Below are 12,098 nucleotides of genomic sequence, written 5' to 3'. Positions count from 1 at the left end.
GGGACGCCCCGGCGGGGGGCGCGAGACCGCGTTGACCGCCGGGGTGACACCCGGATAAGGTGGACGGCGGTGCGCTGCGCCCGCCTTCATCCCGAGCCACGACGTCGACCACGGCGTCGGAGCGTCCGGGGGCGTCGGTGGGAGACGCGCCGAGAAACCCTACCCGCTCGACTACACCTGTCCGCATCGGAGCATCGAACTCAATGACCATCTCTACCCCCGCGAAGTCCGCACCCCAGGTTGCCGTCAACGACATCGGCACCGAGGAGGACTTCCTCGCCGCCGTTGACGCGACCATCAAGTACTTCAACGACGGCGACATCGTCGAAGGCACGATCGTCAAGGTGGACCGCGACGAGGTCCTCCTCGACATCGGCTACAAGACCGAGGGCGTCATCCCCTCCCGCGAGCTGTCCATCAAGCACGACGTGGACCCCGGTGAGGTCGTCAACGTCGGCGACGCGGTCGAGGCCCTCGTCCTCCAGAAGGAGGACAAGGAAGGCCGTCTGATCCTGTCCAAGAAGCGCGCCCAGTACGAGCGCGCCTGGGGCACGATCGAGAAGATCAAGGAGGAGGACGGCGTCGTCACCGGCACCGTCATCGAGGTCGTCAAGGGTGGTCTCATCCTCGACATCGGCCTCCGTGGCTTCCTCCCGGCCTCCCTGGTGGAGATGCGTCGCGTCCGCGACCTCCAGCCGTACGTCGGCAAGGAGATCGAGGCGAAGATCATCGAGCTCGACAAGAACCGCAACAACGTCGTCCTCTCGCGCCGTGCCTGGCTCGAGCAGACGCAGTCCGAGGTCCGCTCCACCTTCCTGCAGACGCTGCAGAAGGGTCAGGTGCGCCCCGGTGTCGTCTCCTCGATCGTCAACTTCGGTGCGTTCGTGGACCTCGGCGGTGTCGACGGTCTCGTGCACGTCTCCGAGCTGTCCTGGAAGCACATCGACCACCCGTCCGAGGTCGTCGAGGTCGGCCAGGAGGTCACGGTCGAGGTCCTGGACGTCGACTTCGACCGCGAGCGCGTCTCGCTGTCGCTGAAGGCGACGCAGGAGGACCCGTGGCAGACGTTCGCCCGGACCCACGCGATCGGTCAGGTCGTGCCGGGCAAGGTCACCAAGCTCGTCCCGTTCGGTGCGTTCGTGCGCGTCGAGGACGGCATCGAGGGCCTCGTGCACATCTCGGAGCTGGCCGTGCGCCACGTCGAGCTGCCGGAGCAGGTCGTCAACGTCGGTGACGAGGTCTTCGTCAAGGTCATCGACATCGACCTCGAGCGCCGCCGCATCTCGCTGTCGCTCAAGCAGGCCAACGAGGGCGTGGACCCGGAGTCGGACGACTTCGACCCCGCGCTCTACGGCATGGCCGCCGAGTACGACGAGCAGGGGAACTACAAGTACCCCGAGGGCTTCGACCCGGAGACCAACGAGTGGCTCGAGGGCTTCGAGGCGCAGCGCGAGGCGTGGGAGGCGGAGTACGCCAAGGCGCACGAGCGCTGGGAGGCGCACCGCAAGCAGGTCGCGGAGGCCGTCAAGGCCGACTACGACGCCGCGTCGGGCGAGAGCACGAGCTCCTCGAGCTCGTCGTCGTCCTCCAGCACGTCCTACTCGTCGGCCCCGGCCGCCGAGGCGACGGGCACGCTCGCGTCGGACGAGGCGCTCGCCGCGCTCCGCGAGAAGCTCACGGGCAACTGACTCGGCCGGCGGCCCCGCGCGGGACGCCACGCTGAGCAGACGAAGGCCCGCCACCCCTCGGGGTGGCGGGCCTTCGCCATGTCCGCACGCACGCACCCTGGCACCCACGGCGCCGACCAGGTGGTTCCGGTCCGTCAGCGGCCGCGGACGAGCCGGGACCGCCTGGTCGACGAGCCGGGACCGCCTGGTCGGCGGTGGGCGGTCAGGCTGTTGCCGTCGCCGGCTCGGGGGCCGGGACGGTGGCCGGGTCGGTGCCCGACGGCGCGGGCGAGTCGGCGAACTGCGTCCGGTAGAGCGTGGCGTAGCGTCCGCCACGCGCCAGGAGCTCGGTGTGCGTGCCCGTCTCGACGACGCGGCCGGCGTCGAGCACGACGATGAGGTCGGCCTCGCGGACGGTCGAGAGCCGGTGGGCGATGACGAGCGAGGTCCGCCCGCGCAGCGCCTCGGCGAGCGCGGCCTGGACCGCCGCCTCGGAGTCCGAGTCGAGGTGCGCCGTCGCCTCGTCGAGGACGACGAGCTGCGGGGCCTTGAGGAACACCCGCGCGATCGCGAGGCGCTGCCGCTCGCCGCCGGACATCCGGTAGCCGCGGTCGCCCACGACGGTGTCCATGCCGGACGGCAGCGCGGCGACGACGTCCCACACGTGCGCACGGCGCAGCGCGGACTCGAGCTCGGCGTCCGTCGCGTCGGGCTTGGCGTACCGCAGGTTCTCCGCGATCGAGTCGTGGAAGAGGTGCGCCTCCTGCGTGACGACGCCGACGGCGTCGTGCAGGCTCTCCTGCGTGACGTCGCGCAGGTCGCGACCGGCGATCCGCACGTGGCCGGCGCTCGGGTCGTACATGCGCGTCACGAGCTGCGACACGGTGGTCTTGCCCGCGCCGGACGACCCGACGAGCGCGACCATCGCGCCCGCGGGCACGGAGAACGAGACGTCGTGGAGCGTGTCGGTCGTCGGGTCGGTGCCCTCCACCGCCACGGACTCGAGCGAGGCGAGGGAGACCTCGGCCGCGCTCGGGTAGCGGAAGGTCACGCCGTCGAGCTCGAGGCTCGCGCCCTCGCGTGCGACGTCCGCGGCGAGGTCGTCGGCGTCGGGGGCGTCCGTCACGGTGGGCTCGAGGTCGAGCACCTCGAGCACGCGCTCGAAGCTGACGAGCGCAGTCATGACGTCGACCTGGACGTTCGACATGGCCGTGAGGGGGCCGTAGAGACGGCCCAGGTAGGCGGTCAGCGCGACTACGGTGCCGACGGTGAGCGAGCCCGAGATGGCCATGACGCCACCGAGGCCGTAGACGATCGCGACGGCGACGGACGCGACGACGGTCAGCCCGACGCGGAACACGGTCCCGTACATGGCCTGGCGCACCCCGATGTCGCGGACCCGGCGCGCCTGGGCGGCGAACCGGGACGACTCGCGGTCCGGGTCGCCGAACACCTTGACGAGGTGGGCGCCCGCCACGTTGAAGCGCTCGTTCATCGTCTGCGCCGCCTCGGCGTTGAGCTCGTAGCTCTCGCGCGTGATCGCGGCGAGGCGCTTGCCGACCCAGCGGGCGGGCAGGACGAAGGCGGGCAGGAGGGTGAGCGCGAGGAGCGTGAGCTGCCACGACATCGAGAGCATCGCGGCGAGCACGAACACGACGGTGAGCAGGTTGGAGAACACGTTCGACAGGGTCGACGTGAACGCCTGCTGCGCGCCGAGGACGTCGCCGTTGAGACGCTGGACGAGCGCACCGGTGCGCGTCCGGCTGAAGAAGGCGAGCGGCATGCGCTGGACGTGGTCGAAGACGGCGGTGCGCAGGTCGACGATGAGCCCTTCGCCGATGCGCGAGGAGAACCAGCGCTGCGCGACGCCGAGCGCGCCGGAGAGCACGGCGAGACCGGCCGCGACGGCCGAGAGGGCGACGACGAGGCCGACGTCCCCGGCGGTGATGCCGTCGTCGATGATGCGCCGGAAGAGCAGCGGGGTGACCGCTCCCGCGGCGGCGTCGACGGAGATGAGCACGAGGAACGCGGCGAGCTGGCGCCGGTAGGGCCGGGCGAACGCGAGCACCCGGCGGATCGTGCCGCGGTGCAGCCGCCGGGAGGTGACGGAGGAGTCCTGGCGGAAGGAGCGCATGCCGCGCGGGCCGCCGTGGCCGGGGAGGGGTGAGGGGAAGGACATGAGGCCTCCTGGGTGGGGGAGGGGCGCGTCGTCCGCGGCGGCGGTGGCCGTCCGGCGGGCGCGGTCCGAGGATCGCTCGCGCGATTCGATAGTGAGTCTAACTCACAATGAGCCGATACCACAAGTGAGCCCGGTTTCGGTACGCTCGCCTCGTGACGACCGACCCGAGCCAGCCTGCCACGCCGGGCGTACCTCCGGGCGGCCAGGCCGCCTCCACCGACGAGGCGGGGGAGTTCCTCGCGCTCCTGCACGCCGCGCTGCGCAGCGTGCGCCGCGAGGCGAGCGAGCGGCTCGAGCCCGCGGGGACGACGCCCGGCCAGTTCCGGATGCTGCGCTTCCTCTCCCGCTGCGACGGACCGTGCCGGCTCGGCGCGGTGGCGTCGGCCCTCGACGTCGCGCCGCGCTCGGTCACCTCGAAGGTCGACGACGCCGAGCGGGCCGGTCTCGTGCGTCGCACCCCCGACCCGCAGGACCGGCGCGCGACGCTCGTCGAGCTCACACCGCGTGGGCGTGAGGTCGTCGAGCAGGTCGGGGCGGAGCGCTCCTCGAGCGCGGGCACCCTGCTGGCCCGCCTGGACGCGCACGAGCGTGCCGAGCTGCTCCGGCTCCTGCGCGCCGTCGCGGGCGAGCGGCCCGGCGGCGACGCCAGCCCCGAGCAGTCCACGGGAGCCAGGTCCCGCGGCTGAGCGTCCCGCGGTGACCGGCGCGTGCCCCGGCGCGGTGCCGTGCGCCGGCTGGCAGGATGGACGCATGTTTCGCATCGGCCTGACCGGAGGAATAGCAGCGGGGAAGTCCGTCGCGCTCGCCCGCTTCGCCGAGCTGGGCGCGGTGGTCGTCGACTACGACGCCCTCGCGCGCGACGCCGTCGCGCCCGGCACCGTCGGGCTCGACGAGGTCGTCGAGGCGTTCGGCCCCGAGGTGCTCGACGAGGACGGCGCGCTCGACCGGCCCGCGCTCGGGCGCGTGGTGTTCGGGGACGACGCCGCGCGCGAGCGGCTCAACGCGATCGTCCACCCCGAGGTGCGCCGGCTCGCCGCCGAGCGCGAGGCCGCCGCCGGCGCGGCCGACCCGCGGGCCGTCGTCGTGCACGACATCCCGCTCCTCGTCGAGACGGGCGACCCGGCGCGGTTCCACTGCGTCGTGGTCGTGCACACGCCCGAGGACGTCCGGGTGGACCGCCTCGTCTCGTCGCGCGGGCTGAGCGAGGACGAGGCGCGTGCGCGGCTCGCCGCGCAGGCCGACGACGCCGCCCGGCTCGCGGCCGCGGACGTCACCCTCGACGGGTCGGGCGAGCCCGACGCGCTGCGCGCGCAGGTCGACGCGCTCTGGGCGCGTGTGCGCGCGGAGGTCGACGCGGAGGCGCGGGCGGAGATCGAGGAGCGCGAGGCGTGACGGTCGTGGTGAGCGGCTTCGAGCCCTTCGGCGGCGACGCGACGAACCCCTCCTGGGAGACGGCCGAGCGGCTCGCCGCGCGCGGCGAGGACCTCGTGGGGGACCGCGTGGTCGCCGTGCGGCTCCCCGTGACGTTCGCCGGTGCCTGGCCCGCGCTCGAGGCCGCCGTCCGCGAGCACGACCCCCAGGTCGTCGTCGCGCTGGGGCTCGCGGGCGGTTCCGGGCGCGTGCGCCTCGAACGCGTGGCCGTGAACGTGCGCGACGCCCGGATCCCCGACAACGCCGGAGCGCAGCCGGTCGACGTCCCCGTCGTGCCGGGGGCGCCCGTGGGGCGCTGGTCCACGCTCCCGCTCAAGGCGTCGCTCCTCGCGGTCCGGGAGGTCGGCGTCCCCGTGGAGGTGTCCGGGACGGCGGGCACGTACGTGTGCAACGACGTGTTCTACGCCCTCATGCACCACTGGGGCTCCGTACCGGGTCGCCGTGCGGGCTTCGTCCACGTGCCGGAGGCCCGTGTGCTGCCGGTCGAGGACCAGGTGACGGCCGTCGCCGCCGTCGTCCGCCAGGCTCTGCGCGGCGCGCCCGAGCCGCGTGTCGCCGCAGGCACCGTGAGCTGAGCGGGCGCCGGGGCCGACAGGTCTTCCTGCCGGCCCCGGCGCCGCGGACGTCAGCTCGCCGCGCGGCGTCGGGCGACGACGACGAGCAGCGTCGCGCCCCCCGCGAGCAGCAGCGCCGCCACCACGGCGAGCACGACGACGGACGCGCCGGTCGAGGCCAGCCCGCTCCCCGGCGCCGCCTCCCCGGTGGGCGCGGCCGACGGCGTCGGGTCCGCGCTCGCGACGGGCGTCGCCTCCGGGGAGGGCGTGCTCTCCGCCGCAGGCTCGCCCGGCGCCTCGGCACCGGGGGTCTCGGCGGCGGTGGGGGGCGTCGTCGTCGCGGTGTCGCCCGGGGTCGGCACCTCGGGCGACGGCTCCGGCTCGGGCTCCGTGACGACGGGGACCGGCTCGCACGGGCCCGCGAACGGGTAGTTGTGGTGCTCGATGCCGGCCCCGCCGGTGTACGCGACCGCGCCGTTCGCGAGGACGCGACCGTTGGTCGAGGTGGAGACCGTGAGCGTCGCGTCGGTGCGCGGGACGACGATCGTGCCGGGGAACTGGTCGTTCGTGCCGAGCGCGACCTGCGTCGCGTCCGGGAACGCCCAGAGGAAGTGCGACGACAGGTACTGGGTCGCCTGGTAGAGGCGCACGCCGTCGTACGCGACGTACGCGAGGGACGGGATGCGCACCGTGGAGCCGCTCACGCTGAGCAGCACCGGGCCGGTGCCCGTGACGTGCAGCTCGCGCAGCGACGCGGCACCCTCCGCCGTGAGCGCGTACCGCGCGCCCGCCTCGAGGGTCAGGACGCCGTTCTCGGGGGCGACCGCCTCGGCGCCGTCGACGGCGTCGGCCGCGATGCCGTCGACGAGCGCGGGGAGCTCGTCGTAGGGCGCGAGCGCCGCGTCCCGGCCCACGCCCTGCCGCACGGACCCGTGCGTGCCGAGCGCGTTCGCGCTCTCCGTGCTCGGCGCGGCGCCCGTGATCGTGCCGCCCACCACGACGTTCCCGCCGCGCGACGCGTGGAACCCGACCTGCGTGTTCCGCGCGGTGGCGAGGTCGCCGCCGACGACGAGCATGTCGGTCCCGCCCGCGGGGGTGATCCCCGAGCCGCCGCCGCCCGCTGTCCCGACGTTGAGGGAGCCCGCCCCGGCGAGGTCGGCGTCCCCGCCGACGACGACGCGGCCCTCGAGCTCGGTCGCGGTCGTGACGGTGAGCCCGCCGCCGGCCCAGATGCCGACCCCCGTGTCCTCCACGGCCGTGAGCTCGTACACGCCGACGGGGCGGGTCGTGGCGTCCGCGGAGCAGACGTCGTCCGCGTCCACGGCAGGGGTGGCGCTCGCGGGCGCGGCGAGGCCGGCCGTGAGGGCCAGGGTCGTGAGGGCGAGCAGGGGGATTCCGCGGGGGCGCGCGGGGTGCAGGCGCATGAGGGCTCCAGGTCGAGGGGTCGGTGGCCGTGCTGACGAGAGCTGCGCGCGGGTCGCGACGCCCACGGCCGGCCGGTCACCGGGGCTCCACGGGCGTCGGGGAGCGGGCAGGTCGAGAGAACACTAGGGGTTCGGCACCACGCCTTCCAAATTGCGCGCGGGTGAAGTCGGGTGTAGGTGGCACGCGGTCGGTCGAGGCCCTCCCGCGAACGATGTGGGTGGCTGGACGTACCGTGGACCCATGCGTCCCGTGACCGATCTCCAGCGCGCCACCGCTCCGTTCGAGGTCATCTCCGAGTATCAGCCGTCGGGCGACCAGCCCACGGCCATCGCGGACCTCTCGCAGCGCGTCCGCGCGGGCGAGAAGGACGTCGTGCTGCTCGGCGCCACCGGTACGGGGAAGTCCGCCACGACGGCCTGGCTGATCGAGGAGCTGCAGCGCCCCACGCTCGTCATGGCCCCCAACAAGACGCTCGCCGCCCAGCTCGCCACGGAGTTCCGTGAGCTGCTGCCGAACAACGCGGTCGAGTACTTCGTCTCGTACTACGACTACTACCAGCCCGAGGCGTACATCGCGCAGACGGACACTTACATCGAGAAGGACTCGTCGATCAACGACGAGGTGGAGCGGCTGCGACACTCCGCGACGAGCTCGCTGCTCACGCGCCGGGACGTCGTCGTCGTGGCGTCGGTGTCGTGCATCTACGGTCTTGGCACCCCGCAGGAGTACGTCGACCGGATGGTGCGCCTCGACGTCGGCATGCAGGTGGAGCGCGACGACCTGCTGCGGCAGTTCGTCACCATGCAGTACACGCGCAACGACATGGCGTTCACGCGCGGTACGTTCCGCGTGCGCGGCGACACGGTCGAGATCATCCCGGTCTACGAGGAGCTCGCGGTCCGCATCGAGTTCTTCGGCGACGAGATCGAGAGCATCCAGACGCTGCACCCCCTCACGGGCGAGGTCATCCGCTCCGAACCGAGCATCCACGTGTTTCCCGCGACGCACTACGTCGCGGGTCCGGAGCGCATGGAGCGCGCGATCTCCTCGATCGAGACCGAGCTCGCGGAGCGGCTCGACGAGCTCGAGCGGCAGAACAAGCTGCTCGAGGCACAGCGCCTGCGCATGCGCACCACCTACGACATCGAGATGATGCGCCAGATCGGCACGTGCTCCGGGATCGAGAACTACTCCCGGCACATCGACGGCCGGGAGGCGGGTTCGCCTCCGAACACGCTGCTCGACTACTTCCCGGAGGACTTCCTCCTCGTCATCGACGAGTCGCACGTGACCGTGCCGCAGATCGGGGCGATGTTCGAGGGCGACATGTCGCGCAAGCGCAGCCTGGTGGACCACGGGTTCCGCCTGCCGAGCGCGATGGACAACCGCCCGCTGCGGTGGGAGGAGTTCGTCGAGCGCATCGGCCAGACGGTGTACCTGTCGGCCACGCCGGGTGACTACGAGCTCTCGATGGCAGACGGCGTGGTCGAGCAGATCATCCGCCCGACGGGCCTCGTCGACCCGGAGGTGATCGTCAAACCGACCACCGGCCAGATCGACGACCTCCTGCACGAGATCCGCGAGCGGGTCGACCGCGACGAGCGCGTGCTGGTCACGACGCTCACCAAGAAGATGGCCGAGGACCTCACGGACTACCTGCTCGAGAAGGACGTCCGGGTCCGCTACCTCCACTCCGAGGTCGACACGCTGCGCCGCGTCGAGCTGCTGCGCGAGCTGCGCCTCGGCGAGTACGACGTGCTCGTCGGCATCAACCTGCTGCGCGAGGGTCTCGACCTGCCGGAGGTCTCGCTCGTCGCGATCCTGGACGCCGACAAGGAGGGCTTCCTGCGCTCGCCCAAGTCGCTCATCCAGACGATCGGCCGCGCGGCCCGTAACGTGTCCGGCCAGGTGCACATGTACGCGGACCGGATCACGCCGGCGATGGCCGCGGCGATCGAGGAGACCGAGCGCCGCCGCGAGAAGCAGATCGCGTACAACACCGAGCACGGGGTCGACCCGACGCCGCTGCGCAAGCGCATCTCCGACGTGACGGACATGCTCGCGCGCGAGGACGTGGACACCGCCGAGCTCCTGGCCGGCGGCTACCGCCAGCCGGGCAAGGGCGCGAAGGGCAAGGCTCCGGTGCCGGGCGGGCCGAAGGAGGGGGCGTCGTCGGGCAACCGGCTCGCGGGCGCCGCGGCGAGCGACCTCGCGGAGCTTATCCAGGAGCTGAGCGACCAGATGCACGCGGCCGCGGGCGAGCTCCAGTTCGAGCTCGCGGCGCGGCTGCGTGACGAGATCTCGGGGCTCAAGAAGGAGCTGCGCCAGATGCACGCGGCGACGGCCTGATCGGTTCTGGGGGACCGGCCCGGCGTCGTCGTGGGCGCGCCCGCGGAACAGTCCGCGGTGGCGTGGTGTTGTCACACGAGCAGGAGCGATGGCCTATGCTGGCTCCTCGTTGAAGGGGAGTATTCCTCCGCGGTGATGTCGTCATCACGGTCGGCGCAGTCGTCGGCCCGGTGTCACCGGTCCCGCAACTACCAGCCCGCGTCACGGACGCGCGCGTGGCGGTGCGTGGCGGAAGAGACCTTCGGTACTCAGTGCTACGTACCGGAGGTTTCTGCATGGACGTCCCCGTCTGGGCCTGGCTCGTCACCATCGGCGTGATCCTCGCGATGCTCGCCGTCGACTACGTCGGGCACGTGCGCACGCCGCACGCCCCGAGCCTGCGCGAGGCCAGCTGGTGGTCCGCGGGCTACGTCGCCGTCGCGGTGCTGTTCGGCGGCATCGTCTGGGCCGTCTGGGGCTCGACGTACGGCGGCGAGTACTTCGCCGGCTACATCACCGAGAAGAGCCTGTCGGTCGACAACCTCTTCGTCTTCGTGCTCATCATGACGAGCTTCCGCGTCCCGCGGCTGTACCAGCAGAAGGTCCTGCTGATCGGCATCACGATCGCGCTCGTCCTGCGCACGATCTTCATCCTCCTGGGCGCGGCGCTCATCGAGAACTTCAGCTGGATCTTCTACGTCTTCGGCGCGTTCCTGCTGTACACGGCGTGGACGCAGGTGAAGGCGGGCTCCGGCCACGACGAGGAGTTCCACGAGAACGGCGCGCTCAAGCTGACCCGCCGCCTGTTCCCGACGACGGAGACGTACGTCGAGGACAAGATGACGACCAAGATCGACGGGAAGCGCTTCATCACCCCGATGCTCATCGTGATGATCGCGATCGGCAGCGCGGACCTGCTCTTCGCCGTCGACTCGATCCCCGCGATCTTCGGCCTCACGCAGGAGACGTACCTCGTGTTCGCGGCCAACGCGTTCTCGCTGCTGGGCCTGCGCCAGCTCTACTTCCTCATCGACGGCCTGCTCGACCGCCTCGTCTACCTCGCCTACGGCCTCGCGGCGATCCTCGGCTTCATCGGCGTGAAGCTGCTCATCCACGCGCTGCACAAGAACGAGGTGCCGTTCATCAACGGCGGTGAGCACATCACCGTCATCCCGGAGATCCCGACCGCCCTGTCCCTCGGGTTCATCGTCGTCGTGCTCGCGATCACCACGATCGCGAGCCTGGCCAAGGACCGCGCCGACCGTCGGCGCGAGGCCGAGATCTCGGAGGGCTAGCCACCGATGGTTCACGAACTCCCCGTCTGGTTCGAGTGGGCGTCGCTCTCGGCGCTCGCCGTCCTGCTCCTCGTCGACCTGTTCGTCGTCGGGCGCCGGCCGCACGTCCCGTCCATGCGCGAGAGCGCGCTGTGGGTCGGGTTCTACGTCGCGCTCGCGCTCGTCTTCGGGGCGGTCGTCGGAGCGGTGGGGGGCGCGGCCCCGGCCGGGGAGTTCTACGCGGGGTGGCTCACGGAGTACAGCCTCTCCGTGGACAACCTGTTCGTGTTCGTCATCATCATGGCGCGCTTCGCGGTCCCGCGAGAGCAGCAGCAGCGCGTCCTCATGGTCGGGATCATCGTCGCGCTCGTCCTGCGGGGGGCGTTCATCCTGGCGGGCGCGGCGATCATCTCGCAGTTCGTGTGGGTGTTCTACCTGTTCGGCGCGTTCCTCGTGTACACGGCGATCAAGCTCGTGGCGGGGGGCGACGAACCCGAGGAGTACCACGAGAACCGGGCCGTGCGGGCGCTGCGCCGGGTCCTGCCGCTCGGCACCCGGTACGACGGCGGCCGGCTGCGCACGGTCGAGGACGGCAAGCGAGTCTTCACGCCGCTCGTCGTCGTGTTCCTCGCGATCGGCAGCACCGACCTGCTGTTCGCGTTCGACTCCATCCCTGCCATCTTCGGGCTCACGCAGGACCCGTTCATCGTCTTCACGACGAACGTGTTCGCCCTGATGGGCCTGCGCCAGCTCTACTTCCTGCTGGGGGGCCTGCTCGAGCGGCTCGTCTACCTGCCGATCGGGCTGGCCGTCATCCTCGGCTTCATCGGCGTCAAGCTCATCCTCGAGGCGCTGCACGAGAACACGCTGCCGTTCATCAACGGCGGCGAGCACCTCGAGGCGGTGCCGACGGTCCCCATCTGGCTCTCGCTCGTGGTGATCGTCGGGGCGCTCGCGGTGACGACCGTCGCGAGCCTGCTGCGCACCCGTGCGCTGCACGCGCAGGGCGCGTCGTCGGGCGTCGTGGAGCCCGGCACCGCGGCGCCGTCCGCGGAGGACGCCACGGAGACCGTGACCGACGAGGCGCCCGCGGCGGGGGAGACCCCGCCGCGGGGCGGCGCGGGCCCCCGCGGGAGCGCCGCGCGCTAGCTGTACTGACCCGCTGCGTTGTTGACGCGGTCGATGGGGCGAATGCCGCCGATGCCAAGGTGGGGTCGGTTCATGTTGTAGTGCTCGAGCC

The 12,098-nt window shown here is 72.0% G+C and carries 9 protein-coding genes; 7 read left to right on the top strand and 2 right to left on the bottom strand.

All coding sequences use genetic code 11. The features are described 5' to 3' along the window. Positions 1–203: 203 nt before the first annotated feature. On the top strand, positions 204–1,688 hold the full coding sequence (gene rpsA / locus ACZ4MO_RS16570) for a 30S ribosomal protein S1 (protein ID WP_175010037.1): 1,485 nt from the start codon (positions 204–206) through the stop codon (positions 1,686–1,688). A gap of 202 nt (positions 1,689–1,890) precedes the next feature. Here the strand turns inward: rpsA and ACZ4MO_RS16565 are convergent, their stop codons facing one another. After that, positions 1,891–3,846 (bottom strand): ABC transporter transmembrane domain-containing protein, encoded by a 1,956-nt coding sequence (locus ACZ4MO_RS16565; RefSeq protein ID WP_175010036.1) that lies wholly within the window; start codon positions 3,844–3,846, stop codon positions 1,891–1,893. 152 nt (positions 3,847–3,998) lie between these two features. Here ACZ4MO_RS16565 and ACZ4MO_RS16560 point away from each other — a divergent pair, with 152 nt between their 5' ends. The 3 genes from ACZ4MO_RS16560 (at position 3,999) to ACZ4MO_RS16550 (ending at position 5,852) form a co-directional block, all read left to right on the top strand. Then, positions 3,999–4,532: a MarR family transcriptional regulator gene (locus ACZ4MO_RS16560; RefSeq protein WP_175010035.1), complete on the top strand. Its 534-nt coding sequence runs from the start codon at positions 3,999–4,001 to the stop codon at positions 4,530–4,532. Between the two features lie 64 nt (positions 4,533–4,596). Next, entirely contained in the window at positions 4,597–5,238 is a 642-nt protein-coding gene (gene coaE, locus ACZ4MO_RS16555) for a dephospho-CoA kinase (protein ID WP_175010034.1), read from the top strand. Continuing rightward, positions 5,235–5,852: a pyroglutamyl-peptidase I family protein gene (locus ACZ4MO_RS16550; protein WP_175010033.1), complete on the top strand. Its 618-nt coding sequence runs from the start codon at positions 5,235–5,237 to the stop codon at positions 5,850–5,852. The genes coaE and ACZ4MO_RS16550 overlap by 4 nt, the downstream gene beginning before the upstream one ends. Positions 5,853–5,902: 50 nt before the next feature. On the opposite strand, the gene ACZ4MO_RS16545 is transcribed toward ACZ4MO_RS16550, so the two are convergent. Beyond that, positions 5,903–7,255 carry a choice-of-anchor A family protein gene (locus ACZ4MO_RS16545; RefSeq protein ID WP_175010032.1) on the bottom strand — a complete coding sequence of 451 codons (1,353 nt, stop codon included), beginning with the start codon at positions 7,253–7,255 and terminating at the stop codon, positions 5,903–5,905. Positions 7,256–7,496: 241 nt separating this feature from the next. Between ACZ4MO_RS16545 and uvrB the strand changes: the two genes are divergently transcribed. From uvrB to ACZ4MO_RS16530, 3 genes are all read left to right on the top strand, one after another. Next, positions 7,497–9,605: an excinuclease ABC subunit UvrB gene (gene uvrB / locus ACZ4MO_RS16540; RefSeq protein ID WP_499279249.1), complete on the top strand. Its 2,109-nt coding sequence runs from the start codon at positions 7,497–7,499 to the stop codon at positions 9,603–9,605. A 275-nt stretch (positions 9,606–9,880) separates the two neighbouring features. Next, positions 9,881–10,879, top strand: coding sequence for a TerC family protein (locus ACZ4MO_RS16535; RefSeq protein ID WP_175010030.1), 999 nt, complete (start codon positions 9,881–9,883; stop codon positions 10,877–10,879). A 6-nt stretch (positions 10,880–10,885) separates the two neighbouring features. Then, positions 10,886–12,007 (top strand): TerC/Alx family metal homeostasis membrane protein, encoded by a 1,122-nt coding sequence (locus ACZ4MO_RS16530; RefSeq protein WP_175010029.1) that lies wholly within the window; start codon positions 10,886–10,888, stop codon positions 12,005–12,007. Positions 12,008–12,098: the final 91 nt, after the last annotated feature.

It is taken from the genome of Sphaerisporangium cinnabarinum, assembly GCF_055567015.1.
Note: the sequence above shows the minus strand (reverse complement) of the source record. Positions and strands in the feature narration are given on the sequence as shown.

Coding starts and splice junctions, on each gene's coding strand:
- ACZ4MO_RS16535 (WP_175010030.1), top strand. CDS start 9,881: ATGGACGTCCCCGTCTGGGCCTGGCTCGTCACCATCGGCGTGATCCTC.
- ACZ4MO_RS16545 (WP_175010032.1), bottom strand. CDS start 7,255: ATGCGCCTGCACCCCGCGCGCCCCCGCGGAATCCCCCTGCTCGCCCTC.
- ACZ4MO_RS16530 (WP_175010029.1), top strand. CDS start 10,886: ATGGTTCACGAACTCCCCGTCTGGTTCGAGTGGGCGTCGCTCTCGGCG.
- uvrB (WP_499279249.1), top strand. CDS start 7,497: ATGCGTCCCGTGACCGATCTCCAGCGCGCCACCGCTCCGTTCGAGGTC.
- coaE (WP_175010034.1), top strand. CDS start 4,597: ATGTTTCGCATCGGCCTGACCGGAGGAATAGCAGCGGGGAAGTCCGTC.
- rpsA (WP_175010037.1), top strand. CDS start 204: ATGACCATCTCTACCCCCGCGAAGTCCGCACCCCAGGTTGCCGTCAAC.
- ACZ4MO_RS16565 (WP_175010036.1), bottom strand. CDS start 3,846: ATGTCCTTCCCCTCACCCCTCCCCGGCCACGGCGGCCCGCGCGGCATG.